This is a genomic window from Haloferax sp. ATCC BAA-644, from assembly GCF_000336975.1.
GTDB lineage: Archaea > Halobacteriota > Halobacteria > Halobacteriales > Haloferacaceae > Haloferax > Haloferax volcanii.
Window position 1 is genome coordinate 53,876 of sequence record NZ_AOLF01000032.1, and the last position, 24,969, is coordinate 78,844.

Annotated in this window: 23 protein-coding genes; 16 read left to right on the forward strand and 7 right to left on the reverse strand. The window is 68.5% G+C overall.

Going from position 1 to position 24,969, the window contains the following annotated elements:
- Positions 1-54: 54 nt before the first annotated feature.
- Positions 55-2,370 carry a GAF domain-containing sensor histidine kinase gene (locus C458_RS14485; RefSeq protein WP_008576796.1) on the reverse strand — a complete coding sequence of 772 codons (2,316 nt, stop codon included), beginning with the start codon at positions 2,368-2,370 and terminating at the stop codon, positions 55-57.
- Positions 2,371-2,517: 147 nt separating this feature from the next.
- Positions 2,518-3,003: a TspO/MBR family protein gene (locus C458_RS14490; protein WP_006600778.1), complete on the reverse strand. Its 486-nt coding sequence runs from the start codon at positions 3,001-3,003 to the stop codon at positions 2,518-2,520.
- A gap of 122 nt (positions 3,004-3,125) precedes the next feature.
- Here C458_RS14490 and alaS point away from each other — a divergent pair, with 122 nt between their 5' ends.
- The 9 genes from alaS to C458_RS14535 all read left to right on the forward strand — a co-directional run bounded on the left by alaS (position 3,126) and on the right by C458_RS14535 (position 12,034).
- Complete coding sequence (alaS, locus tag C458_RS14495; protein WP_008576797.1) at positions 3,126-5,894, forward strand: alanine--tRNA ligase; 2,769 nt, start codon at positions 3,126-3,128, stop codon at positions 5,892-5,894.
- Positions 5,895-6,031: 137 nt separating this feature from the next.
- On the forward strand, positions 6,032-6,808 hold the full coding sequence (locus tag C458_RS14500; protein WP_008576799.1) for an alpha/beta fold hydrolase: 777 nt from the start codon (positions 6,032-6,034) through the stop codon (positions 6,806-6,808).
- Between the two features lie 114 nt (positions 6,809-6,922).
- On the forward strand, positions 6,923-7,636 hold the full coding sequence (locus C458_RS14505) for a type 1 glutamine amidotransferase (protein WP_008576801.1): 714 nt from the start codon (positions 6,923-6,925) through the stop codon (positions 7,634-7,636).
- Positions 7,637-7,808: 172 nt separating this feature from the next.
- Positions 7,809-8,972 carry an acyl-CoA dehydrogenase family protein gene (locus tag C458_RS14510; RefSeq protein WP_008576803.1) on the forward strand — a complete coding sequence of 388 codons (1,164 nt, stop codon included), beginning with the start codon at positions 7,809-7,811 and terminating at the stop codon, positions 8,970-8,972.
- Positions 8,973-9,080: 108 nt separating this feature from the next.
- A complete protein-coding gene (locus C458_RS14515; protein ID WP_004065541.1) occupies positions 9,081-9,371 on the forward strand; it encodes a hypothetical protein in 291 nt (96 codons plus the stop codon).
- A 202-nt stretch (positions 9,372-9,573) separates the two neighbouring features.
- Positions 9,574-9,897: a ferredoxin family protein gene (locus C458_RS14520; protein WP_008576806.1), complete on the forward strand. Its 324-nt coding sequence runs from the start codon at positions 9,574-9,576 to the stop codon at positions 9,895-9,897.
- Positions 9,898-9,941: 44 nt separating this feature from the next.
- Positions 9,942-10,316 (forward strand): VOC family protein, encoded by a 375-nt coding sequence (locus C458_RS14525; RefSeq protein WP_008576808.1) that lies wholly within the window; start codon positions 9,942-9,944, stop codon positions 10,314-10,316.
- 117 nt (positions 10,317-10,433) lie between these two features.
- The gene (locus C458_RS14530; protein WP_008576810.1) at positions 10,434-10,886 is read left to right on the forward strand and encodes a ferritin-like domain-containing protein; all 453 of its coding nucleotides are present in this window, start codon (positions 10,434-10,436) and stop codon (positions 10,884-10,886) included.
- Between the two features lie 185 nt (positions 10,887-11,071).
- Positions 11,072-12,034, forward strand: coding sequence for an L-lactate dehydrogenase (locus C458_RS14535; protein WP_008576811.1), 963 nt, complete (start codon positions 11,072-11,074; stop codon positions 12,032-12,034).
- Between the two features lie 33 nt (positions 12,035-12,067).
- On the opposite strand, the gene C458_RS14540 is transcribed toward C458_RS14535, so the two are convergent.
- The 4 genes from C458_RS14540 to C458_RS14555 all read right to left on the reverse strand — a co-directional run bounded on the left by C458_RS14540 (position 12,068) and on the right by C458_RS14555 (position 16,245).
- Entirely contained in the window at positions 12,068-14,185 is a 2,118-nt protein-coding gene (locus tag C458_RS14540; RefSeq protein WP_008576812.1) for a (Fe-S)-binding protein, read from the reverse strand.
- Between the two features lie 81 nt (positions 14,186-14,266).
- A complete protein-coding gene (locus C458_RS14545; protein ID WP_008576813.1) occupies positions 14,267-14,971 on the reverse strand; it encodes an energy-coupling factor transporter transmembrane protein EcfT in 705 nt (234 codons plus the stop codon).
- Positions 14,965-15,666 (reverse strand): energy-coupling factor ABC transporter ATP-binding protein, encoded by a 702-nt coding sequence (locus tag C458_RS14550; RefSeq protein ID WP_008576829.1) that lies wholly within the window; start codon positions 15,664-15,666, stop codon positions 14,965-14,967. The genes C458_RS14545 and C458_RS14550 overlap by 7 nt, the downstream gene beginning before the upstream one ends.
- A complete protein-coding gene (locus C458_RS14555; RefSeq protein WP_008576831.1) occupies positions 15,667-16,245 on the reverse strand; it encodes a biotin transporter BioY in 579 nt (192 codons plus the stop codon).
- Between the two features lie 168 nt (positions 16,246-16,413).
- Here C458_RS14555 and C458_RS14560 point away from each other — a divergent pair, with 168 nt between their 5' ends.
- The 7 genes from C458_RS14560 (at position 16,414) to C458_RS14590 (ending at position 23,945) form a co-directional block, all read left to right on the forward strand.
- A complete protein-coding gene (locus C458_RS14560) occupies positions 16,414-17,031 on the forward strand; it encodes a hypothetical protein (RefSeq protein ID WP_008576833.1) in 618 nt (205 codons plus the stop codon).
- 53 nt (positions 17,032-17,084) lie between these two features.
- Complete coding sequence (locus C458_RS14565; protein ID WP_008576834.1) at positions 17,085-20,600, forward strand: LAGLIDADG family homing endonuclease; 3,516 nt, start codon at positions 17,085-17,087, stop codon at positions 20,598-20,600.
- Between the two features lie 100 nt (positions 20,601-20,700).
- Entirely contained in the window at positions 20,701-21,003 is a 303-nt protein-coding gene (locus C458_RS14570) for a hypothetical protein (RefSeq protein ID WP_008576836.1), read from the forward strand.
- Between the two features lie 150 nt (positions 21,004-21,153).
- Positions 21,154-21,492 carry a hypothetical protein gene (locus tag C458_RS14575; protein ID WP_004065514.1) on the forward strand — a complete coding sequence of 113 codons (339 nt, stop codon included), beginning with the start codon at positions 21,154-21,156 and terminating at the stop codon, positions 21,490-21,492.
- Positions 21,489-22,427, forward strand: coding sequence for a hypothetical protein (locus C458_RS14580; RefSeq protein ID WP_049897084.1), 939 nt, complete (start codon positions 21,489-21,491; stop codon positions 22,425-22,427). Before C458_RS14575 ends, C458_RS14580 begins: the two co-directional genes overlap by 4 nt.
- A gap of 52 nt (positions 22,428-22,479) precedes the next feature.
- Positions 22,480-23,286 (forward strand): hypothetical protein, encoded by an 807-nt coding sequence (locus tag C458_RS14585; RefSeq protein WP_008576843.1) that lies wholly within the window; start codon positions 22,480-22,482, stop codon positions 23,284-23,286.
- Positions 23,283-23,945 (forward strand): P-loop NTPase, encoded by a 663-nt coding sequence (locus tag C458_RS14590; RefSeq protein WP_008576846.1) that lies wholly within the window; start codon positions 23,283-23,285, stop codon positions 23,943-23,945. The genes C458_RS14585 and C458_RS14590 overlap by 4 nt, the downstream gene beginning before the upstream one ends.
- Before the next feature lie 100 nt (positions 23,946-24,045).
- Here the strand turns inward: C458_RS14590 and C458_RS14595 are convergent, their stop codons facing one another.
- The gene (locus tag C458_RS14595) at positions 24,046-24,912 is read right to left on the reverse strand and encodes a transcription initiation factor IIB family protein (protein WP_008576848.1); all 867 of its coding nucleotides are present in this window, start codon (positions 24,910-24,912) and stop codon (positions 24,046-24,048) included.
- Between the last annotated feature and the right edge of the window lie 57 nt (positions 24,913-24,969).

Genomic DNA, 24,969 nt, shown 5'->3' on the forward strand with positions numbered 1-24,969 from the left:
CGACCGCGTCGGCCGCCGTGTTCTCCGGTCTCTCCACTCGTTTTCACTCGCCCGTCACGCCCGGAACTCGAAGCGCGCGCCGCCCGCCGTCCCGGAGGTCACGATGGCCGACCAGCCGTGGGCCTCGGCGATGGATTGGACGATGGCCAGCCCGTAGCCGATGCCGTCCTCGCCGGTCGTCTCGCCCGGCTCGAACACCTCGTCGCGGCGCTCGGGCTCGATGCCGGGGCCGTCGTCTTCGACGTAGAAGCCGCCGTCGACGCCGCCGACCTCGACGCGCACGTCGCGGCCGCCGTGTTCGACGGCGTCACCAGACGCAGTCTGGTTGCCCGTGGAACCATGTTCCACGGCGTTCCGAAACAGGTTGGCAAGCAGTTCGGCGAGGCGGTCCTCGTCGGCGTCGACGACGACCGACTGGCTGGTGACCAACTCGGCGTCGGCGGTGTCGGTGGTGGCCCACGCCTGCCGGGCGACCGCCCCGAGGTCGACGCGCTCCGTCTCGTCGACCAGTTGGCCGCGGCGGGCGAGCGACAGCAGGTCGTCGATGAGTTCTTCCATCTGTTCGAGCGCCCGCTCGGCGGTGTCGAACCGCACCTCGTCGCCGGTCTCGCGGGCGAGGTCGAGGTTCCCGCGGGCGACCGAAAGCGGGTTGCGAAGGTCGTGGCTCACGATGTTCGCGAACTCTTCGAGGCGCTCGTTCTGTCGCTCTAGCTCGCTTTCGCGGGTCTTCCGCTCCGTGATGTCGGTGTAGATGGCGTAGCCGGCCCCGCGCTCCTCGCCGGGCGACAGCGGGACGACGTTCAGGATGAACTCGCGGACGCCGTCGTCGGTTCGGCGGCGGACCTCTCCGCGGTAGCTCTCGCCGGTGTCGACGAGGAGTTCGGGGATGGTCTCGTCGGCCTCCGGTTCCGGCACCGGGTCCGGCTCCGGCTCCGGCGGGATGATTCGCCCGAGGAGGTCGCTGCCGACCACGTCGTCGGCGTCGTAGCCGAACGCCGACTGGAACGCCCGATTCACGTCGCGAACGGTGACCGCGCCGGCTTCCACGTCGTAGGCGACGGCGGCGTCGGAGACGTGTTCGAACAGCGCCGTCGAGCGGTCGCGCTCCTCGCGGAGCCGCGACTCGGCGCGGATGCGCTCGGCCGTGACCGCGACGTGCGCCATGAGGAGTTCGGCCAGTTCGGCGTCACGCTCGTCGAACGCGCCGGGGGTGAACGTGGTCGCCTGAAAGACGCCGAGGTCCCCGATGGGGACGCTCAGGACCGCGCGGTACATCCGCTTGACCGGCCTGGCCTCGGGGTGGTCGCGCACGTCGTCGGTGATGTCCGTGTTCCCCGACAGGTACACCTCGGCCGCGATGCCGCCGTCGTCGAGCGGGACGCGCTCCGCGCCGTCGGCCGGCGCGTCCGACGAGATGGCCGCCGGAACGATGTAACCGTCCTCGACGACGCCCACGTAGCTGATGTCGAACTCGAGGATGTCGTCGGTGATTTCGACGGTCTGTTCGAACAGTTCGTCGAGGCTCGTCGCCGCGGCCAGTTCGGTGGCTCCTCGGTGGAGTCGCTCTATCTGCTCGCGGCTCTTTCTGACGGCGGCTTCGGACTCGATGCGACTCCGCGTCTCGGAGACGTAGGACACGAGGAGTTCGGCCAGCGTGCGGTCGGTTTCGTCGTACGCGCCGACCTCGTTCGAGACGGCTTGGAACACGCCGTCGTCGCCCGCGGGGACGCTCACCGCCGAGCGATAGGCGGGGTCGTTGGGGTCGGCTACCGGGTGGTCGCGCACGTCGTCCACGAGAAACGAGCGGCCGGTCCGGTACGTCTCCCCGAGCAGGCCCATGTCGGTCGAAATCGGGCCCGTTTCTGCCACGTCGTCGTCGTTGGCGACGACGGAGAAGCCCTCGCCGTCGTGGCGGAAAAACGAGGTGTTGTCGAATTCGAGGATGTGGTCCGTGAGACCGATGGCTCGCTCGTACAACTCCTCGACCGTCTCGGCGGCGATGAGGTCGGTCGTCCCCTCGTAGAGCCGTTTGAGCCGGTCCCACTCGGCGTCGGTTCGGGAACCCGTCACCGCTCCGTCCTCCGCACTGTCGTCGTGCTCGCTCGCGAAACCGGCCGACGACAGCGCCCAGCGAACCTGCGTTTCGAGTCCGGCGCGGTCGCCGCGGCTGACGTAGGCGTCGAATCGGGCCGGCCGCCCGACGGCCTCGGGCGACGCCTCGGTGTACAGAATCGTCGGCACGTCGCGGGGTACCTCGGCGTCCGGGTCCGTGACGACGACGCACGCCGCGTCGCTCGGGTCGTTCTCGTCACTCGCTGACGCCACCGTGACCCCGTCACCGAGGTCGATATCGTCGAAGTCGTCGTCCACGAAAACCGTTGGGTCCGTCGCGTGCACGGCAGTCCCCCTATTGGAGGGCAACGAGAACTATAATCGTTGCGGCATGTTTTCAATGAGCAAGAACGCGCCGCGAGCGGTCCGATTCGGCGGCGCGGCGCTTTGACCTCGCCGGATTCCTCAGTTTAGCGACCAGAATCCGTAGTTGAGCGCGGCGGCGAAGCACGTCCACAGGAGATAGGGGACGAGGAGGGCGGCGGCGCGCCGATTGACGGCGGCGAACTCGCGCGTCGTCGCCAGAATCGCCGCGAGGAGGACGACGATGACGGCGAGGCCGACCGCGGGCGACCGCAGTCCGAAGAACGCCGCGGACCACGCGACGTTGACGACGAGATGGCCGACGAAGACGGCGAGCGCCCGCTCGCGGCGGGGGTGGTCGCGCCGGGAGACGAGCCACGCGGCGACGCCCATCAGGGTGAAAAGCGTCACCCAGACCGGGCCGAACACCCAGTTCGGCGGGGCGAACCACGGGCGGGCGAGCGTCGCGTACCACGACCCCGCGTCGGTGACGGTGAAGACGCTCCCGAGCGCGCCCGCGAGTTGCGCGAGGGCGACCCACGCGAGCAGTTCGACCGCCGGTCGCCGCCGGAGCGAAGCGAGTTCCATACTCCTCGTTCGCTCGGGTGGGAGAAGAACGACGCGGCCCGTGCGGGCGAAACTGTGGGGAATCGGGCGTCTGCGTCCATTTCCCGGAACTGTTTTACCCGACGGTAGACCAGAGTTTGGCAATGAGCGAACTCGAAGCGGAGTACCGCCTCGACTACTTCGAGGAGGAGGGCTTCTACCGGAAGCAATGCCCCGTGACGGGCGTCCACTTCTGGACACGAGACCCCGACCGCGAGACCTGCGGCGAACCGCCCGCCGACGACTACACCTTCATCGACAACCCCGGCTTCGACGAGGAGTACACCCTCGAAGAGATGCGCGAGAAGTTCCTCTCTTTCTTCGAGGAACACGACCACGAGCGCATCGACCCCTACCCGGTCGCCGCGAACCGCTGGCGCGACGACGTGCTCTTGACGCAGGCATCTATCTACGACTTCCAGCCGCTCGTCACGTCCGGCGAGACGCCGCCGCCGGCCAACCCGCTGACCGTCTCCCAGCCCTGCATCCGGATGCAGGACATCGACAACGTGGGCAAGACCGGCCGCCACACGATGGCGTTCGAGATGATGGCCCACCACGCGTTCAACGCCCGCGAGGAGGCCGGCGACAAGTACGCCTACGAGGGCGAGGTCTACTGGAAAGACGAGACGGTTCGGCTCTGCGACGAGTTCTTCGAGTCGCTCGGCGCGGACATCTCCGAAATCACCTACATCGAGGACCCGTGGGTCGGCGGCGGCAACGCCGGTCCGGCCTTCGAGGTGCTCTACCGCGGTGCCGAACTCGCTACCCTCGTCTTCATGTCGATGAAGCAGGACCCCGAGGGCGACTACGAACTCAAGGACGGCAACACCTACTCGCCGATGGACACCTACATCGTCGACACCGGCTACGGGCTCGAACGGTGGACGTGGGTGTCGCAGGGGACGCCGACGGTGTACGAGGCCGTCTACCCCGACATGATCGAGTTCCTGAAGGACAACGTCGGCATCGAACACACCGACGAGGAGGAGGAGCTCATCCACCGCGCGGCGAAGCTCTCGGGCCACCTCGACATCGACGAAATCGACGACCTCGCCACCGCGCGCGCCGAGGTCGCGGGCGAACTCGGCGTCGACGAGGCGGAACTCACTTCGCTGCTCCGCCCGCTCGAAGACATCTACGCCATCGCGGACCACTGCCGCACCCTCGCGTACATGTTCGGCGACGGCATCGTCCCCTCGAACGTCGGGACGGGCTACCTCGCCCGCATGGTTCTCCGGCGCACCAAGCGCCTCGTGGACAACCTCGGCGTGGACGCTCCGCTCGACGAACTCGTGGACATGCAGGCCGAGCGCCTCGACTACCAGAACCGCGACACCATCCGCGACATCGTCCGCAGCGAGGAGCGCAAGTACAGAAAGACGCTCGAACGCGGCTCCCGCAAGGTCCAGCAGCTCGCCGACGACTACGCCGACACGGACGAGCCCATCCCGCTCGACGAGCTCGTCGAGCTGTACGACTCCCACGGCATCCAGCCCGACATGGTGCAGGAAATCGCGGAAGAGCGCGGCGCGACCGTCGACATCCCCGACGACTTCTACTCGCTCGTCGCCGACCGCCACGAGCAGGTCGACGGCGAGGGCGAGGCCGACGAGCGCGACGACCGCCTCGGCGACCTGCCGGCGACGGACAAGCTCTACTACGACGACCAGGAGCGCACCGAGTTCGAGGCCGTCGTCCTCGACGTGTTCGAGCGCGAGGAGGGCTACGACGTTGTCCTCGACCAGACGATGTTCTACCCCGAAGGCGGCGGTCAGCCCGCCGACCACGGCTCGCTCGCCACCGACGACACGACGGTCGAAGTGACCGACGTGCAAATCGCGGGCGACGTGGTGCTCCACCGAACCGACGAGGACCCCGGTAAGGGCGAGTTCGTCCGCGGCCAGCTCGACGCCGAGCGCCGCCGCCGGCTCATGCGCCACCACACGGCGACTCACGTCATCGGTCACGCCATCCGGACGGTCCTCGGCGACCACATCCGGCAGGCCGGCGCGTCGAAGGGCGTCGACCGCTCGCGGCTCGACGTGACCCACTACGAGCGCATCACCCGCGAGGAGGTCAAGCAGATAGAGCGCGTCGCCAACGAAATCGTGATGCGGAACATCCCGGTCAAACAGGAGTGGCCGGACCGCCGCGACGCCGAGAAGAAGTACGGCTTCGACCTCTATCAGGGCGGTATCCCGCCGGGCGAGCAGATTCGCCTCATCCACGTCGGCAGCGACGTGCAGGCCTGCGGCGGCACCCACGTCAAGCGCACCGGCGACATCGGGGCCATCAAGGTGCTGACGACGGAGCCCGTGCAGGACGGGGTCGAGCGCGTCGTCTTCGCGGCGGGCGACGCGGCCGTCGAGGCCACCCAGCGCACCGAGGACGCGCTGTACGGCGCGGCCGACGTGCTCGACGTGAACCCCGCGGACGTGCCCGAGACGGCCGAGCGCTTCTTCACCGAGTGGAAGGCCCGCGGCAAGACCATCGACCGCCTGAAGACGGAACTCGCCGAGGCGCGCGCCGCGGCCGGGGCGGACGAAATCGACATCGACGGCACGCCCGCCGTCGTCCAGCGCCTCGACGGCGACGCGGACGAACTCCGCGCGACCGCGAACGCGCTGGTCGAAGAGGGGACGGTCGCCGTTCTCGGCTCCGCCGCGGGCGGCAGCGCCCAGTTCGTCGTCGGCGTCCCCGACGGCGTAGGCATCAACGCCGGGCAGGTCGTCGGTCAACTCGCCGGCAAGGTCGGCGGCGGCGGCGGCGGTCCCGCGGACTTCGCGCAGGGCGGCGGCCCCGACGTGGACGCGCTCGACGGCGCGCTCGACGAGGCCCCCGACGTGCTTCGGACGGTCCTGAACGCCTGAACGGCCTGAACGCCTGAGTCGGTCGCGCGACGCCGACGAGCTCGCGTTCGCGGTCGCGCTCGCGTTCACGTTCGGTTTCGCTCGCTTCGCGTCCGCGAGACGGACGCCCTAAGTCGCTCGCCCGCCGAGCCCCCGGTATGCCCACGGCAGTCGCGGACGGGGTCGAACTGTACTACGACAGCGAGGGCGACGGCGAGACGGTCGCCTTCGTCGGCGACGCGGGCTACGGCGCGTGGCAGTGGGGGTGGCAGCACGCCGCCGTCGCCGGGCCCTACGAGAGCCTCGTGACCGACCTCCGCGGGGCCGGCCGCTCCGACGCGCCCGCGGGACCGTACTCGGTCGCAACGCTCGTCTCCGACCTCGTGGCCGTCCTCGCGGACGCGAACGTCAGGAAGGCCCACCTCGTCGGGTTCGGCCTCGGCGGGCTGGTCGCGCTGGAGGCCGCGCGGACGACAAACCGCGTTCGGAGCCTCACGCTCGTCGGCACCGCCGCCTCCGGGGAGGGTATCGACCCCGACCCGCTCTCTGCCGCGCCCGACGACCCGGCCGCGCTCCGCGAGTCGCTCGCGCCGGCGCTCTCCGAAGAATTTCGCGCGGAACAGCCTGACGTGGTCGAGCAACTCGTCTCGTGGCGTCAACGGGAGGACGCCGGCCCCGAGGCGTGGGCCGCGCAGGCCGCCGCCGTCGCCCACTACGACGCCGGCCCGCTGTACGAGGTGACGGTCCCGACGCTCGTCCTCCACGGCGACGACGACCCGGTCTGGCCGGTCGAAGGCGGTCGCGCGCTGGCCGAGGGACTCCCGCGCGGCGAGTTCGAGTCGTTCGCGGGCGCGCGCCACCTCGTCACCGTCGAGCGGTCGCGGCTCGTCAACGACGCGCTCGTCTCCTTTCTCGAATCGCTCGACGACGACTGAGCGTCGCTGTCGGGCGCTCTCCCCGCGGCCGCCGCCGACGCGCCCCGTCGCAGATGCCGGCAGTGAGCGTTCCGGGCGCAACTTCTTTAGAGCCGCACCGATTGTCTCTCCACGATGACTCGCCCGCGACTCGCGTTCTTGGACGCCTCCCACGGCGATTCGAGCACGTCACGAAACTTCCGACGCGAACTCGACGCCGACCTCGTCGAGTTCGACGTGACCGACGGCCGCCTCCCCGGCCACTTCGACTACGACGGCGTCGTCATCTCCGGGTCGTCGTCGTCGGTCTACTGGGACGAGGCGTGGATTCGAAATCTCGTGTCGTGGGTCGCCGACGCCGACGAGCGCGGCCTTCCCCTCTTGGGCGTCTGTTTCGGCCATCAGGTCGTCGCGGCGGCCCTCGGCGGCACCGTCGAGGACATGGGCGCGTTCGAACTCGGCTACAACGAAATCGAGCGCACCCGCCCCGACGACGACGGCGACATCCTCGCCGGCATCGACGAGCGCTTCACGGTCTTCACCTCCCACGGCGACCGGGTGACCGAACTCCCGTCGGGCGCGGAACTCCTCGCGGAAAACGAGTTCGGCGTCCACGCGTTCCGCCGGAACCACGCCTTCGGCGTCCAGTTCCACCCCGAGTACGACACCGACACCGCAGAAGCCATCGCCCGCCAGAAGGACTTCCTCCCCGACGAGCGGATTCGCTCGGTCGTCGACGGCATCACGCCGGAGAACTACGCCGCCGCCTGCGAGGCAAAGCGCCTGTTCGACAACTTCGTCACCTACGTGACCCGGACGAACGCGGGCTCGGTCGAACCGGCGGCCTGAGCGTTCCGACAGCCGCGAGCCGTTTCCGAGTCGCATCCGAGCCGCCGAGTCGCGCTCGACCTGCTGCCGAGTCGCACCCTGCCCGCTTTCGTCACCGACTTTTCGGTCGTCCGTCTCCCCCGAATCCCGACCGAGCGAATCGCTTTTCACCGCGCCGGGCGCAGGGTCTATCATGCTCGATTATCTGGAATTGGAGGGCGACCTGACCGGCGAAGAGAAACTCGTCCGCGACGAGGCCCGTCGCTTCGTCGACGAGCAGGTCAAACCCGACATCGGCGAGCACTACGAGGCGGGGACGTTCCCGACCGACCTCATCCCGAAGATGGGCGACCTCGGCTTTTACGCGCCCAACCTCGACGGCTACGGCCTCCCCGGTCTCGGCGAGCGCGCCTACGGCCTCCTGATGCAGGAACTCGAAGCCGGCGACTCCGGCCTCCGGTCGATGGCGAGCGTGCAGGGGTCGCTCGTCATCTACCCCATCCACGCCTACGGCTCCGACGAGCAGAAACAGCGGTGGCTCCCGAAACTCGGGTCGGGCGAGGCGGTCGGCTGTTTCGGCCTGACCGAACCGCAACACGGCTCGGACCCGTCGGGGATGGAGACCCGCGCCGAGCGCGACGCCGACGGCTACGTCCTCAACGGCTCGAAGACGTGGATTACGAACTCGCCCGTCGCGGACGTGGCGGTCGTCTGGGCGCGCGACGCGTCGGCCGAGGGGTCGCCGGTCCGCGGGTTCCTCGTCGAGACGGACCGCGACGGCGTGACGACGAACGAAATCGAGGGGAAACTCTCCATGCGCGCGTCGGTCACGGGCGAAATCGGCCTCGACGACGTGCGCGTGCCCGAGGAGGACGTGCTCCCGGGCGTCGAGGGGATGAAAGGGCCGCTGTCGTGTCTCACGCAGGCGCGGTTCGGCATCGCGTGGGGCGTCGTCGGCGCGGCGCGCGACGCCTTCGAGGACGCCCGTCAGTACGCGAAAGACCGCGACCAGTTCGGCGGCCCCATCGCGCGGTTCCAACTCCAGCAGGGCAAACTCGCGGAGATGGCGACCCAACTCACGAACGCGCAGTTGATGGCCCACCGCCTCGCCGACCTGAAAGAGCGCGGCGACCTGCGACACCAACAGGTGTCGATGGCGAAGCGCCACAACGTCCGCGTCGCCCGCGAGGTGACCCGAACCGCCCGCGAGATGCTCGGCGGCAACGGCATCACGACCGACTACTCGCCGATGCGCCACATGGAGAACATCGAGACCGTCTACACCTACGAGGGGACCGACGACATCCACACGCTCGTCCTCGGCGCTGACCTGACGGGAATCGAAGCATTCCACTAGGGCTCGGGAGCGGACGCCCCCGTGGCTTTCGCGGTCGTGCGTGGCGCATGACAACAGTACACATACATTTATATCTCCCCGCCCATAGGTTACGATAGAGGCCCCACAATGACCACATCGGCCCAGGACCGTCCGACGGCGCTCGACCTGTCTCGCGAAGAGACGTGGGTCGTCCACGCCGCCTTGCTCGACGCCATCGAGCGGGCGGTCGATGCAGACGAAGAGCCGACGCCGGCCCCCGGCCTGCTCGCGCGGGTCGAGGCCGGCGACGAAGATTTCGACAGCGCCGAACTCGACTATCTCGTAGACGCCCTCCGAACCTATCGGACACAGGCCCCCGCTCGGGACGACCACCACATCTCGCGCGTCCTCGAACACATCGAGGCCGCGCGGGCTTAGTCGCCCGCCCGACGCTCGCCCGCTGGCTTTTTTCGCTTCCGAGGTCCCCGAGCGGCCGCGTTCTCCGGTGATGCCGCCGACGCGTCCCGGTCGTCTCGGTGACCGACCCCGCCCCAACCACCGACTTCGACCCCGACTCCATCTCCGAGTTCTCGCGTCGCGATGCGGACGTTTTAGTACGCGGTACGGCCAACGCCCGGCGATGGCTATCGACTCGAACTTCGACCAGAACCGGGAACGTGCGGGCGAGGAAAACGGCGTCGCCGTCTGGGGGCCCGTCGAACCGCCGGCGAAACTCGGCATCCACGGCACCCACGTCGCCGTCGACTACGACATCTGTCTCGCGGACGGCGCGTGCCTCGAAAACTGCCCCGTCGACGTGTTCACGTGGGTCGACACGCCGGATCACCCGGTGAGCGAGAAAAAGGTCGAACCGACCAACGAAGACCAGTGTATCGACTGCATGCTCTGTGTCGACATCTGTCCCGTCGACGCCATCGACGTGGACGCCTCGCGGCAGGCCTGACGCGAAGACCAGACGTTATCTCTCCCCGCCGCGTCGCGTCGGTCATGGGTCTCATCCACACCGCCCTCGTCGTCTCGGACATCGACGCCACGCTCGACTTCTACGCCGACCTCGGCCTCGAACGGACCAACGAGTTCGAACTCGACGGCGTCAGAAACGTCTACGTCGGCAGCGACGACACCGACATGGAACTGCAGTTCAAGTACGACCCGACCTCGGCGGCGCGCGTCGAACCCGCCGGCATCGACCACGTCGCCATTGAGGTCGCGGACGCCGACCGCGCGTTCGAGGATATTGTCGAGGCGCAGTCGCCGGAGGTCGTCAAGCCGCCGGTCGACATCGACCCGGCGAACGCCCGCGCGGCGTTCGTGAAGGACCCCGACGGCTACGTCGTCGAACTCGTCGCGCTCGAGGACTGAGCCGCGCCGTCGACCCGTCTCAGACGCCGACTTTCACCGATGCCGACGGGTCGACCGCCCGTCCGACTCGCCGCGGCGAACAGCTATTTGTTGCCAGAGCGTCAATACGAAGCCGCTATGTCTGAGGACGTAACCGCGCTGTTGAAGCGCGCCTATCAGGACGAAATCGAGACCGTGATGAACTACATGACCAACTCCATCGTCCTCGACGGCGTCCGGGCCGAGGAGATAAAGGAGTCCCTCCAGACCGACATTCAAGAGGAGCTCACCCACGCCGAACAGCTGGGTAACCGGCTGAAGCAGCTCGACGAAAAGCCGCCGGGTTCGGCGTCCTTCGAGGCGCGCCAGCACGACCTCCAGCCCCCGGAGGACAGCACGGACGTGCTCGCCGTCATCAACGGCGTCCTCACGGCCGAGGAGGACGCCATCGAGACCTACCGCGCGCTCATCGACGCCGCGGAGGAGGCAAACGACCCCGTCACCGAGGACCTCGCCGTGACCATCCTCGCCGACGAGGAGGCCCACCGGACCGAGTTCCGCGGCTTCAAGAAGGAGTACGACCGCGAATAGGCCAATCGGGTGCCGACCGCCGGGTCACCGCACGAGGGTTCGACCGCTCTCCGTATTCACCACTTTTCGAAAAATGTGTCATTATCGACCCGTATCTAACAAATTATCATCTGTTACAAAAGTAGTATTCCCAGTTCTTCGAAACAGGGGTTTATTTTTATCAATCCGTCGCTCGAACGACCCGTATGAGCACTGAACGCGGCAAAGGTACGGTCGCGGTGGTCGGCGGCGCCGGCGCAGTCGGGTCGAGCACGGCGTTCGCGCTGATGGAGAGCAGTCTCGTGGGCGAAATCATCCTCGTCGATATCGCCGAAGAGCGCGTCGAGGGCGAGGCGATGGACCTCAACCACGGCGCGTACTTCACGTCGCCGGTCCGGGTGCGGACGGGCGACTACGAGGACTGCTGGGACGCCGACGTGGTCATCGTCACCGCCGGTGCCAGCCAGCAGCCGGACGAGACCCGCCTCGACCTGATGGAGCGGAACGCCGACATCTTCGCCGACATGATTCCGCAGATTACCGAGGGGCTGAACGACGACGCCGTGATGCTCATCGTCACCAACCCCGTCGACGTGCTGTCGTACGTCACGTGGAAGGTGTCGGACCTGCCGGCCGAGCGCGTCATCGGGTCGGGGACCGTCCTCGACACGTCGCGGTTCCGCCACTCGCTCAGCCGCGAGTTCGATCTCGACCCGGCGAACGTCCACGCCTACGTCGTCGGCGAGCACGGCGACAGCGAGGTACTCGTCTGGAGTTCAGCGAACCTCGGCGGCATCCCGTTCGAGTCGTACGCCACCAGCCACGGCGTCGACGACATCGACGCGCTCAAAGCCCGCGTCGAAGAGGAGGTCCGCGAGGCCGCCTACGAGATTATCGAGCGCAAGGAGCGGACGAACTACGGCGTCGCCCGCTCGGTGGCCGCGACCACCGAGCGCATCCTCGGCGGCGACAACTCCATCCTCACCGTCTCGACGCTCGTCTCGGGGGAACACGGCATCGACGGCGTCTACATGAGCCTCCCGTGTACCGTCAACCAACGCGGCGTCCGGGACGTCCACGAGTTCGACCTCTCGGAGGCCGAGACGGCCGCGCTCCGCGAGTCGGCGGGCGTCATCCGCGAGTCCATCGACCGCTTGGACTTGGAATAGAATAGGACAGAATAGCACAGCCGCGCCGCCGACTCAGTCGGCAGACGCGGGCGTCGTGTCCGTCCCCGTCTCGGTCGTCGCGGCGGCCTTCGCGTCGAGCGCCTCCACGACGAGTTCGGAGATGTCCACGATGTCGATGGCTTCCTCGTAGTCGCCGGTCTTACGGCCGTCTTCGTACATCGTCGCGCACATCGGGCAGGCGACGACGAAGCGTTCGACGCCGCCGGTCGTGTCGTCGAGCGCCTCGCGCAGGCGCTCTTCGGACGGCTTCGACTCCTCGTCGTGGTCCATCCAGAGGCCGCCGCCGCCGCCGCCGCAGCAGAACGACTGGTCGCGGTTGCGCGGCATCTCGGCGAGTTCGACGCCGGTCGCGCGGATGACCTCGCGGGGCGCTTCGTACTCGCCGTTGTAGCGTCCGAGGTGACACGGGTCGTGGTACGTCACCGTCTGGGCGGCGAGTTCGTCGCCCGCGAGGCCGAGGCGGTCGTCGCCGACGAGGCGCTCGACCAGTTGGGTGTAGTGGTACACCGGGTAATCGAACGAGTCGTCCATCTCCGGGTACTCGTTTTTGAACGTGTTGTACGAGTGCGGGTCGGTGCAGACGATTTTGTCGAACTCGCAGTCGGCCATCGCGGCGGCGTTGTCCTCGACGAGCATCTCGTAGAGTCCCTCCTCGCCGACACGGCGCACGTCGTTTCCGTCGTGCTGTTCGTCCTCGTAGAGGATGCCGTAGGAGACGCCCGCCTCCTCGAAGATGCGGGCCAAAGAGCGGGCGACGGCGCGGTTGCGCTCGTCGTAGGAGGGGTAGTCGCCGACGTACCAGAGGAACTCGACCGATTCGTCGCGGGCGTCGGGCACCTCGAAGTCGAGGTCGTCGGTCCAGTCGGGCCGCTTGCGCTGGGGGTCCCCGAAGGCGTTGCCGTTCTGGAAGATGTTCATCATCGCCTCCTGGACCGGCTCCTGCTGTTGGCCCGTCTCGGTGAGCCGGCGGTTCATCTCGGTGAAGTGCGTCAGGTGTTCGATATCGACCGGGCAGGCGTCCATGCAGGCCATGCAGGCCATACAGGACTCCATCGACTCGGCGTCGACGACGGAGGTACCGCCGTCCGCGACGATGTCGATGGAGTCGCCGCCGGCGTCGACCGACTCGCGGTAGGTCTTCAGGTCGAGAATCACGTCCCGCGGGTCGAGGTTGCGGCCGGAGGCCTTCGCCGGGCAGGCGTCGGTACAGCGGCCGCACTTCGTGCAGGCGTCCATGTCGAGCATCGCCTTCCACGAGAAGTCGTCCTCGGAGACGTAGCCGATTTCGTCCGGCGGCGTGTCCGCGGGCACCTTCGGGAGGCGCGTGCCCGCCTTCTCGTCGGCGGTGACGACGTTGGCGAAGGAGGTGAGCATGTGCAGCGGCTTGGCGTAGGGGACGGCCGCGACGAACGCCAAGGCGAGGAGCGCGTGGGACCACCAGCCGAACCAGTAGAGCGTCTGTGCGAGGCCCTGGCTCATGCCCCCGGCGTCGAACACGAGGGCGACGAAGTAGCCGACGAAGCTCACCGTCTCGAACTCGGGGAATTCGGTGCCGACGATGCGGATACCTTCGAGGACGTAGCCGCCGACGCCGAGGAAAAAGAGCGTCCAGACGAACGCGGCGTCCTCGAAGCCGGTGTGTTTGCCCCACAGCCGCGGGTGTCGAACCCCGTAGCGCCGCCACAGCGCCATCCCGACGCCGACGACGAACAACAGCCCCATGAGGTCCATGACGAACGAGTACGAGAGGTAGAAGTCACCGACGAAGAAGGAACTGCCCGTCACCCGTCGCCACACGTCGATGTCGATGGCGAGGATGGTCGTCCCGATGAGGAGCGTCAGGAAGCCCCACATGATAAAGGCGTGCATCACGCCGGCGAACCGGTCGCGCTCGAACTGCTTCTCGTTGGAGAACACCACTTTCGCCGCCCGAACCGTCCGTCCCGGCAGGTCTGACAGCCGGTCGAACGGGTCTTCACCACCTTTCGCGTAGCGGGCGAACCGCTCGTACACCCCGTAGAGGAACACGAGCGACGCGATGGCGGCGAGCCCGTAGAAGAGCGCCTCGCCGACCGGACTAATCGTCCAGAACGTCTCCCGCGTAACATCCGCCTGTGCCGCAAAGTCCATAATCAATCACCGGAGAACGGAGGGTTAAATCTTGCCACCCGAGGCGTGTCGGTCGGCGGATTACGAGCGCCCCCGGCGACCTCAGAGCGCGAGGCTGACGAGGAGGGCGGCGGCGAGGACGAGTCCGGGCGCGTCGCGCCGGCCGAACCGAATCTCCGGCAGCGTCGGGTTCCACGCGAAACACCGCGCGCGGAGGGCGAGCGCGAGGGCGTCGGCCCGCGCGAACGACCGCCGGAGGCCGCCGGCGGCGACGAGCGAGAGCCGTTCGTCCAGCCGTCGCTCGCTCCCGAGGCGGGCCGCCTGCGCCTCGCGGACGCGGCGCAGGTCGCGGCGAACCAAGGGGAGAAACCGGAAGACGAGGGCGACGCCGACGCCGAGCGCGACGCCGAACCGACCCGGGACGAGCCGCTGAATCGCCGCGCGGGACTCGCGCACGGGCGTCGTCCTGACGTACGCCGCCGCGACGAAGAAGACGAGTAGCACGCGGACGCTGGCGAGCGCGGGTTCGACGGCCGCCTCGGGGTCGAACCACGGCGCGCCGAGGCGGGCGGCCTCGACGACCGGGCCGAGCGCGAGAAACGGAATCGCGTAGCGGAGGTCACGGAGGGCCGAAACGGGGGACGCGTCGGCGGCGCGGAGACAGCCCGCGGCGACGACGCCGAGCGCGACGAGTCCGACGGGCGTCGTGTGCGCGAAGCCGGCCGCCGCGAAGGCGACCTGCACCGCGAGCTTGGTCCGCGGGTCGAGTCGGTGGGCGAGCGAGTCGCCCGGTTCGTACGTCAGCACGGCGGGCGAACGTCGAGGTCGGGGAGGCGGTCTGCGGCCTCGTCGGGCGCGGCGTCGAGGGCGACATCGCCGTCAGCGAGGACGACCACGCGGTCGGCCAGTTCGGCCACGTCGCGCAGGTCGTGGGTGACGACGACGAGGCCCGTCCCCTCGGCGCGGAGGTCGCGGAGGCGGGCGAGCACGGAGCGCCGGGCGGGTTCGTCGAGGCCGGTGAACGGTTCGTCCAAGACGAGGTGGTCGGGTCGCATCGCCAGCGCGCCGGCGATGGCGAGTCGCTCGACCTCGCCGCCGGAGAGGGCGTCGACGCGCTCGTCTTCCCGGCCGTCGAGGTTGACCGCGGCGAGCGACTCGCGGACGCGACGGTCGATTTCGTCGCGGTCGAGGCCGAGGTTCTCCGGGCCGAACGCCACGTCAGCGCCGACGGTCGCGGCGACCAGTTGGTCCTCGGGGTGCTGGAACACCATCGCCACCGCGGTCCGGGCGGCGACGAGGTGGTCCGAGACGGTCCGGCCGTTGACCGAGACTCTCCCCTCGTCGGGGTCGAGCAGGCCGTTGAAGTGGCGGACGAGCGTGGTCTTGCCGGAGCCGTTCGCGCCCGCGAGGACGACGCACTCGCCGTCGTCGATGGCGAGGTCCACGCCATCGACCGCGACCGTGTCGCCGTAGCGGTGGACGAGTCCCTCGACGCGAATCATCTACCGGGCGGCGATGGCGTCGGAGCGGACGATGCCGACCGCGGCGGCGATTTTGAACGCCTCGGCGGGGATGAACGCGGCGGAGGCCGTCCAGAAGGCCGATTCGAGGCCGACGCGATTGACGTACGCGAAGCCGAGCGTCCCGAAGGCGTAGACGACGACGGTCCCGGCGACCATCGCGCCGACGAGCCGGGGAGTGCCCACGCGGTAGTCACCGACGCTGATACCGCCGTGGACGACGAGGCCGACGACGACGGCGGCGACGGGGTACGACCAGAGGTAGCCGGCGGTCGGCCCGACGAGCGGCGCCAGCCCGGCGGAGCCGCCGGCGAACACCGGCGCGCCGAGACCGCCGGCGGCGAGGTAGAGCGCGATTGAGCCGCCGCCCCAGACGGGGCCGAGGAAGATGCCCGCGAGGAAGACGACGAGCACCTGCATCGTCACCGGAATCGGTGAGATGGGGTTCGGGAACGAGACGTACCCGCTCGCGCCCATGAGCGCCGCGAACAGGGCCGCGCGGGCGATGTTGCCGACGAGTTCGTCGCCGATGAGTTCGACTGACTCGTGTTCGGTTGCCATGCCCGTCGCTGTCTCGTAAACCAAGTTTAAGTTATCGGTTTACATACTTGGGCGGGAGGTCGGTTCGATGCTCGTCGGCCGATTCGGGGCGTCTCTCCGGCGCTCGGGCGGCTCTCCGGTTAGTCGGGTCAGCATCATTAAAGACGCTGGGCGTGCCACGTTCCGGGTATGGACGAGAAGACCGCCGAACTCCGCGATATCTTCATCGAGGCGACCGGCTCGGACACCGTGACCGAACAGCAGTCCGAGTCGCGCGGGTCGCTCGCCGACGTGGACGACCCCGAAGCGGTCCGCGAGCGCGTCCGCGACATCGTGGCGACGATGCGCGAGCGCTACGCGTTCGACACCGAGTTCGACGACGACGCGCTCGTCGCGCTCGTCGTCGGCTTCTTCGACGGCGACTCCGACGGCGACTCCGACGCCGACCTCGCGGTCGAACTCGACGCGTCGCCCGAGGCGGTTCGCACCGCCCGGTTCGACCTCCACCTCGTCCGCGACGCCGACCGCGAGTTCCCGTTCGACGCCGACCGCTTCGACACCCTGCTCGTCGACGGCGCGGACGACGAGACCATCGCCGAGGCGCTCGACGTGCCCGTTGAGGTCGTCTCCGAGTGCCGCCCCGTCGCCGAGGCGGACATCCGTTCGAGCCGGGCCAACTACCGCTTCCGCGACGACTTCGCGGAGCTTCTGACCGACGACGACCTCTCGAACCGGATGGCCGAGGACGCCCGCCGCGACGGCCTCCGCGAGGCGACGGAAGATATCGAGACCGACGTGTCGCTGTAACGGTCGGCCGAACGACGAAGGTTCTTAACCGATTGGGGACATACCCCTGTGCGATGGCGCAGGCCCCCCAGAACCGAGACCTGACGGAGCGGTTCATCGAGTTCTACCGAAACTACTACCGAGAGGAGATCGGGACGCTCGCACAGCAGTACCCGAAGGAAAAGCGGTCGCTGCACATCGATTACGACGACCTCTATCGGTTCGATTCGGAACTCGCGGACGACTACATCACGAAGCCCGGCCAGTTCCAGGAGTACGCGGAGGAGGCGCTGCGCCTGTTCGACCTCCCCGCGGACGTGAAACTCGGGCAAGCGCACGTCCGGATGCGCAACCTCCCCGAGACGGTCGATATCCGGAACCTGCGGGTCAACGACGACCACATCGGGACGCTCATCTCGGTGCAGGGTATCGTCCGGAAGGCGACCGACGTGCGCCCGAAAATCACGGAAGCCGCCTTCGAGTGCCAGCGCTGCGGGACGATGAGCTACATTCCGCAGGGCGACGGCGGCTTTCAGGAACCCCACGAGTGTCAGGGATGCGAGCGCCAGGGGCCGTTCCGCATCGACTTCGACCAGTCGAACTTCGTCGACTCACAGAAACTGCGCGTCCAGGAGTCCCCCGAGGGCCTGCGCGGGGGCGAGACGCCGCAGAGCATCGACATCAACCTCTCCGACGACGTGACCGGCAAAGTCACCGCCGGCGACCACGTCACCGTCGTCGGCGTCCTCCACATCGAACAGCAGACATCGGGCAACGAGAAGACGCCCGTCTTCGACTACTACATGGAGGGCATCTCGCTCACCATCGAGGACGAGGAGTTCGAGGACATGGAGATCTCCGACGAGGACGTGGCCGAAATCGTCGAGCTCTCGAACGACCCGGCCATCTACGAGAAGATGGTCGAGTCCGTCGCGCCCGCCATCTACGGCTACGAACAGGAGAAGATGGCCATGATTCTCCAGTTGTTTTCGGGCGTCACGAAACATCTCCCCGACGGGTCGCGGATTCGCGGCGACCTGCACATGCTGCTGATAGGGGACCCGGGTACCGGGAAGTGTGTCGACGGCGACACCCGCGTGACGCTCGCCGACGGGAGAGACGTGCCGATTCGAGAGTTGGTCGAATCGAACCTCGATGACCCGAAACCCATCGATGACGGGGTTTGGGACACTGCGGACTTCACCGTCCCATCGCTCGGTCCCGACGGAACGCTCACGCCGCGACAGGCGACGAAAGTCTGGAAGCGAGAGGCCCCGGACCGAATGCTCCGTATCCAGACGAACACCGGCCGCGAGATCGAGGTCACTCCCTCTCATCCGTTATTCACCCGAACCGACGGGATGACCACGGCGGTCAGAGCAGACGACCTAACCGAAGGAGAGTTCCTCGCGGCACCGCGGTCGCTTCCAGTTACGGGTCGGGACGCACTCCATGTTGACTTCCGGCGGTCGAAGTCGCACAACGCGATTCGACTCGAACTCCCGGACGAGTGGCAGCCTTGGCTCGCTCGGCTCATCGGCTACATCGTCGCTGAGGGATACGTCGAACAGCGTGACGATGCAACCGGTTTCGTCTCCGTCACGAACAACGACCGCGAAGTGATCGACGACGTGGCGGACGCGTTCGACCGTCTCGGTGTCAACTATTTCGAGCGGACCCCACACGAAGGAAAGAGCGCGCGTGAGGTCATCTGTGGTTCCGGGGAGCTCGTTAGCTTCCTCGAAAATCTCTCCCCGACGCTCCTAGCGGGCTCGGCCGAGCAGCGAATTCCGGAACAGCTCATGTCGGCGAGCGTAAACACCGGACGGGAGTTCCTCCGTGCGCTCATCGAAGGCGAAGGCCACGTCTCGGCGAGTCAACGAGAGATAACGGTCGCCTCGATGAGTCGTGAACTCCTCGAAGACGCTCGGACACTCCTACTCACCGCCGGCATCCGGTCACAACTGCGTCCGCGACACAACGGGAGCTACCGGCTCCGAATCAGTGGCGACGACTTCGAGACGTACGTCGACGAAATCGGGTTTGTGACCGAACGGAAATCGCTCGCGACCGCCGAGTTCGGAGGAACGAACGGGAACACGAACACCGATTTGATTCCCGCCGGTGGAGAGCTTCGTGAACTCCGCGAGGCACTCGGACTCACGCAGGCCGAGTGTGGCCTTCCGCGGTCGACGTATCAGCACTACGAACGAGGTGACCGTAACCCGAGCCGTGGCAGTCTCGCTCGCGTCGTCTCGGCGTTCGAAGGTGCGATACAGAATCGAGAAGAAGCACGAGCGGTCGCTGACGGGGGCCGCTCGGTCGTGGACCGCGTCTCTGAGCTCGGGTCGCTCGTAGACGGCAACGTCGCTTGGGAGCGCATCGAGTCGATAGAGCGCGTCGAACCCGCCGAAGAGTGGGTGTACGACCTCGAAGTCGAAGGCACCCACAGCTACGTTTCCAACGGGCTCGTCTCGCATAACTCTCAGATGCTATCATATATCCGACATATTGCTCCCCGCTCGGTCTACACCTCCGGGAAGGGTTCCTCCTCGGCGGGTCTCACCGCCGCCGCCGTCCGCGACGACTTCGGCGACGGCCAGCAGTGGACGCTCGAAGCCGGCGCGCTCGTCCTCGCGGACAAGGGTATCGCGGCGGTCGACGAACTGGACAAGATGCGACCCGAGGACCGCTCCGCCATGCACGAGGGGCTCGAACAACAGCAGATTTCGGTCTCCAAGGCCGGCATCAACGCGACGCTGAAGTCGCGGTGTTCGCTCCTCGGCGCGGCGAACCCGAAGTACGGCCGCTTCGACCAGTACGAGCCGATCGGCGAGCAGATAGACCTCGAACCCGCGCTCATCTCGCGGTTCGACCTCATCTTCACGGTCACGGACGACCCCGACCCCGACGAGGACTCCAAGCTCGCGGACCACATCCTCAAGACCAACTACGCGGGCGAGCTGAACACCCAGCGGACGAACGTCGCCAACTCCGAGTTCACGGAACAGCAGGTCGACGCCGTCACCGACGAGGTCGCGCCCACCATCGACGCGGAGCTGCTTCGCAAGTACATCGCCTACGCGAAGCGCACCTGCTATCCGACGATGACCGACGAGGCGAAGGAGGTCATCCGCGACTTCTACGTGGACTTCCGCGCTCGCGGCGCCGACGAGGACGCGCCCGTTCCCGTGACCGCCCGGAAGCTCGAAGCGCTCGTCCGCCTCGGCGAGGCCTCGGCCCGCGTCCGCCTCTCGGACAAGGTGACCCGCGAGGACGCAGAGCGCGTCACGGGCATCGTCGAGTCCTGCCTGCGCGACATCGGCATGGACCCAGAGACCGGCGAGTTCGACGCCGACATCGTCGAGACGGGTCGCTCGAAGACCCAGCGCGACCGCATCAAGAACCTGCTCGAACTCATCCGCACCATGCAGGAGGAGTACGAGGAGGGCGCCCCCCACGAGGAGGTCCTCGAACGCGCCAACAGCGAACTGAACATGGACGAAAAGACGGTCAACGACCAGCTTGACAAGCTGAAGATGAAAGGCGACATCTACGAGCCCCGCGGCGACGTGTACCGCGCAACCTGAGCCGTCCTCGACTGCCGCGCCCGCCCGTCAGCGACTCGGCTTCGATTCCGCGCGGAACCGACGAACTTAGTGGAGCGTGCGCTGAGGGGACAGACGACCGATGGACCGAATCTCCGCCATCCGTAACATCGAAGACGCCATCCGCGACCTCGAATCGGGGGACGCGGACCTCGCCAGCACCGAGCAGCGCGTCGTGACCGTGCTCCGGACGTTCGCGACGGAGTTCGAAGACGGCGCCGGCGACGGGACGCTCGACGCGTGGACGACCGTCGGCGACGACCGCGCCGAGGGACTTGTCGTCCTCGCCGCCGACGCCGCCGACGCGCGGGCGCGGGTCAGAGACTTACTCGACGAGGCGACCGGCGACGCCGACGACGTGACGTTCTCGGTCGAGCGCGTCTGAGACGACCGCCGCGGGGATTCGGAATCGGATTCGACGACCGCACGCTTCTGCCGTCGCCGTCACCGTCACCACCACCCATTGATGTCATCTAGATGACTCGAGGGCGACGCGGTCGAACGATTTTTCTTTCGACTCCGTGACCGGTCGTGCGTGTTGTTGGTCGTGACCTATTCGCAGGCGGCGCGGACGACGCTTCGGAACATCTGCCGGACCCACGACGAGGTCGTGGTCCGTCGGTTGGGTCGCGCCGCGCTGTTCGACGAGACGGAGTTGGCCGCCTTCCTCGCGCTTCGGCTTCGGGAGAAACACGACGAAGACGTTCAAATCGAGCAAACCCAGCCGTTCAACGAGTTCGCGGCCGTCCCCGATGCGGTCCGCGAGGCCGCGGCCGCCTACGAGGACCGCGAGTCGCCGGCGACGCCGTACAGCAAGTTCGCCTCGGGGACCGACCACCCGTCGGCCGCCGAGATGCAGCGCCGCGAGCTATGAGGCTCCGATTGCCCGACGGAACCGCCGTCGAGGGGCGAGCTATCGACCTCGCCAGCGACCCGGTCGATGTCGACGCCGACGAGGTCGTCGCCGCGATACGAGCGGACGGGGGAGCCGACGCACCGGGCGCGGTCCGCATCGACTGCTCGTCGCCCGGCCCCGGCCACGACCGACTCGGCAGAGTTCCCGTTTCGGACCCGGCCCCGTCCCGCGGGTGGCTCCTCGCGGCAGTCGGGCGGTCCCGCGGCCGCCGCGCTCCCGTCGCCGACGACCTCGACCGACTCGAAGCGAAACTCGCGGAGCACCGCGACCGTACGGCCGGGGAGTCGAATGCGGACGACCCCGAGCGCATCGACACGTCCGCGGCCGCGCTCCGCCAGGCCCGCCACCGCGTCGCCGCCGCCGGAGAAGACGAGTCTCGGCTCAGAGAGCGCGTCGCGACCCTCCGCGGACGGGTGAACGCCCACCGCGACGCCGGCGACGAGGAGGCGGCCGCGGCGGCGCAAGCGGACCTCGTGGAGACGGCGACGGAGCTCTCGGAAGTCGAAACCGAGCGCGTCGCGGCCGAACAGCGGCTGTCGGCGCTCGAACAGGCGAGCCGAGCCGAACGAGATAGACGGGACGCGAGACTCAAACTCGAAGACGCGGTCGAGAACCGCCGCCGAGACGCGCGGGCGTACTTCGCGGGCGAACTCGGAACGGAGTTCGAAGCGGCGCTCCGAGACCTCGCGTCGCTCCCGGCAGCGAGTGCGGCAGTCGGTTCACCGCCCGCGCCGACCGACCTCGAATCGGACCCCGTCGCGCGCTCGCTGGCCGCCGTTCGCCTCGCCGACCTGTCCGCCCCGGTCGTCCTCTCGTGCGGCCGGTTTTCGGACGCCGAGGCCGCGGCGGACTGGCTCGGCGCGCCGGTCGTTCGGTGCTCTCCCTCCGATTGACGGGGGTCGCTCCGGGCGTTTATTTATATACGAAGCGGCGGCCAACCCCGCCATGCACTCCGATATCGACGTGAGCGCGGACGACGGCGTCGCCCTCGTCTCGGTCCGAGTCGACAACGACGCGCCGGTCGACCGCCGCGTCAGGCTTCGCAACCGCCTCGACGGCCCGGTGCTTCCGCCGCGTCGCGCCGGCGTCCCCGAACCCGGCTGGGACGACGAGGGCTTCGAAGGCGTCGTTCCCGCGGGCTCGACGGTCGCGCTCGGCTACGCCGTTCCCCTATCGCCGCCGGGCGACCGCGACGCCGAGGCTGTCGATGCCGACAGCCTCCCGGAGCACGCGGTCGATGTCGAGACACTCGGCCGCGCCGACGAGTCGGACGAGGCCGCCGATTCGACGCCCGAGGGCGCGATTCGGTCGCTCGGCTCGGCGCGGCCGCCGGCCGATGCGGTTCCCGTTTCTGCTGACCCGTCGCCGACGGTCTCCGCGCCGGAGACGCCCGAGTCAGCTCCCGACACCGCCGGCGACGAACGTTCCACTCCGTCCGAGCAGCCGACGGACGCCGACGTGTCGGCGGCGGTCGAGCCGCGCGAGCCGCGCGACCACGAGACTCAGCGGCCGTCGGAGCCGGCGTCTCTCGCGGCCGTCGAGCGTCGTATCGACCTCGCTGAGCGGCTGGACGGCGCGTCGGTCGCGGACGCCGCGGCGGCGCTCTCGGAGACCGAACGCGGCGTCGACGCGCTCGAATCGCTCGACGCGGACCGCGAACGCCTTCGTCGATTGGCGGCGCGCGCGACGGCGCTCGCGGACCGCGCGGCCGACGCCGACCCCGACGTGGACGCGCTCCGGAGGCTCGCGTGATTCTCGCGGTCGTCTCCGGGAAGGGCGGCGTCGGGAAGTCGACGCTGTCGTTCGAACTCGCGGCGGAACTGGGGGCGGTCGTCGTGGACGCGGACCTCGGAATGGCGAACCTTCCGTACGCGCCCGGTCCCGACCTCCACGACGTGCTCGCGGGTCGGGCCGACCCGCTCGAAGCCGTCCGCTCGGGCGGGCCGGTCTCGATACTCCCGTGCGGGCGGACGCTCGCCGGCGCGCGGGCGGCCGACACGCGCCTCCTCGCCGACGCACTTCACGCGGTCGAAGCGGCCTACGGCGACGTGGTCGTGGACTGCCCCGCCGGGATGCGCGCCGACGCCGGCGTCCCGCTCGCCGTCGCCGACGCCTGCGTCGTGGTCGCGTCACCGAAGGGCTACGCGCTGGCCGACGCGGTTCGCACCCGCGAGCTGGCGCGCGAACTCGGCTGCGGGCTCGCCGCCGTCGCGGTCAACCGCGTCGTCGACGCGGTGCCGCTGGACGCCTTCGCCGACGTGCTCGGCGCGCCGGCGACGGGGATTCCCGCGGACTCGCGGCTGGCCGAGGCGGTCGAGCGGTTCGAGCCGGTCGTCGCGTCGTCGCCGGAGAGCCTTCCCAGTGCTCGGATTCGGGAACTCGCGGACGCGGTCCGGGTAAGCGGTCGGTAGAAGCGTCGTCTCGTCTTCGGTTCGTTCGCGAAACAGCGGTTCAGTTCTCGCGTCGCCGTCGCCGTCGGTCAGTGAATCCTCACGGTCGCAGCCTCGCGGCTCACTCGCGGAGCGCCACGTACGTCTTGCGGAGCGTCACGGGCGTCACGTCGGCCACGTCGGCGGCCTCGGCCTGCGTGCAGTCCTCGCCGCGGTCGGACGCGGCGGTGTAGAGACACGCCGCGGCGACGCCGCAGGGGTTCTTGCCGCCCACGACCCCCTCGTCGCGGGCCTCGGCGACGTACTCGCGCGCCCGGCGTTCGGTGTCGCTGTCGAGGTCGAGCTTGGTCGCAAAGCGCGGCAGGTACTCGGTCGGGTCGGCGGGCGCGACGGGGAGGCCGAGGTCGCGGTTGAGCGCGCCGTAGGCCGCTTGGTGCTCCGCCTCGGTGGCCTTCGACACGTCGCAGACCTCCTCGACGCTCCGGGAGACGCCGGCGACGCGGCAGGCGGCGTAGACGCAGGCCGCGGCGAACCCTTCGAGCGAGCGGCCGCGCAGGAGGTCTTCGTTCTGGGCGGACTCGAACAGCGAACACGCCTGGTCGCGGATGTGGTTCGGCAGCGACAGCGCGCTCGTCACGCGGCGAATCTCGGTGAAGGCGTACACCTGATTGCGCTCGCGCTTGGTCGAGATGCGGGCGCGGTTGTGCTGGCGGCGCATGCGGGCGAACTGCCGGCGCTTGCGACCCTTGATACGCGTCGAGCGGCCGATTTCGGTCGACAGGCCGCGGTCGTGCCGCGACCGGGTGAGCGGCGCGCCGGTCCGAGCGGGGTTGCGGTCGTCGTCGGCGAACGAGCGCCACTCGGGGCCGTGGTCGATGCGGTACTCCGAGACGACGAGGCCGCAGTCGGTACAGACCGTCTCGCCGGCTTCGAAACCGAGGTGTCCATCGCATTCGGGGCAACCCTGGGGGGAGCGTGCTTCACTCATCACAATTGAAAATCGGTCCCGAATGGGTATTTAAACACGGGTTGAAACGGGGTCGAA

Coding starts and splice junctions, on each gene's coding strand:
- C458_RS14500 (WP_008576799.1), top strand. CDS start 6,032: ATGCCCACGGCAGTCGCGGACGGGGTCGAACTGTACTACGACAGCGAG.
- C458_RS14535 (WP_008576811.1), top strand. CDS start 11,072: ATGAGCACTGAACGCGGCAAAGGTACGGTCGCGGTGGTCGGCGGCGCC.
- C458_RS14555 (WP_008576831.1), bottom strand. CDS start 16,245: ATGGCAACCGAACACGAGTCAGTCGAACTCATCGGCGACGAACTCGTC.
- C458_RS14565 (WP_008576834.1), top strand. CDS start 17,085: ATGGCGCAGGCCCCCCAGAACCGAGACCTGACGGAGCGGTTCATCGAG.
- C458_RS14505 (WP_008576801.1), top strand. CDS start 6,923: ATGACTCGCCCGCGACTCGCGTTCTTGGACGCCTCCCACGGCGATTCG.
- C458_RS14595 (WP_008576848.1), bottom strand. CDS start 24,912: ATGAGTGAAGCACGCTCCCCCCAGGGTTGCCCCGAATGCGATGGACAC.
- C458_RS14585 (WP_008576843.1), top strand. CDS start 22,480: ATGCACTCCGATATCGACGTGAGCGCGGACGACGGCGTCGCCCTCGTC.
- C458_RS14525 (WP_008576808.1), top strand. CDS start 9,942: ATGGGTCTCATCCACACCGCCCTCGTCGTCTCGGACATCGACGCCACG.
- C458_RS14560 (WP_008576833.1), top strand. CDS start 16,414: ATGGACGAGAAGACCGCCGAACTCCGCGATATCTTCATCGAGGCGACC.
- C458_RS14515 (WP_004065541.1), top strand. CDS start 9,081: ATGACCACATCGGCCCAGGACCGTCCGACGGCGCTCGACCTGTCTCGC.
- C458_RS14510 (WP_008576803.1), top strand. CDS start 7,809: ATGCTCGATTATCTGGAATTGGAGGGCGACCTGACCGGCGAAGAGAAA.
- alaS (WP_008576797.1), top strand. CDS start 3,126: ATGAGCGAACTCGAAGCGGAGTACCGCCTCGACTACTTCGAGGAGGAG.
- C458_RS14520 (WP_008576806.1), top strand. CDS start 9,574: ATGGCTATCGACTCGAACTTCGACCAGAACCGGGAACGTGCGGGCGAG.
- C458_RS14570 (WP_008576836.1), top strand. CDS start 20,701: ATGGACCGAATCTCCGCCATCCGTAACATCGAAGACGCCATCCGCGAC.
- C458_RS14580 (WP_049897084.1), top strand. CDS start 21,489: ATGAGGCTCCGATTGCCCGACGGAACCGCCGTCGAGGGGCGAGCTATC.
- C458_RS14550 (WP_008576829.1), bottom strand. CDS start 15,666: ATGATTCGCGTCGAGGGACTCGTCCACCGCTACGGCGACACGGTCGCG.
- C458_RS14530 (WP_008576810.1), top strand. CDS start 10,434: ATGTCTGAGGACGTAACCGCGCTGTTGAAGCGCGCCTATCAGGACGAA.
- C458_RS14490 (WP_006600778.1), bottom strand. CDS start 3,003: ATGGAACTCGCTTCGCTCCGGCGGCGACCGGCGGTCGAACTGCTCGCG.
- C458_RS14540 (WP_008576812.1), bottom strand. CDS start 14,185: ATGGACTTTGCGGCACAGGCGGATGTTACGCGGGAGACGTTCTGGACG.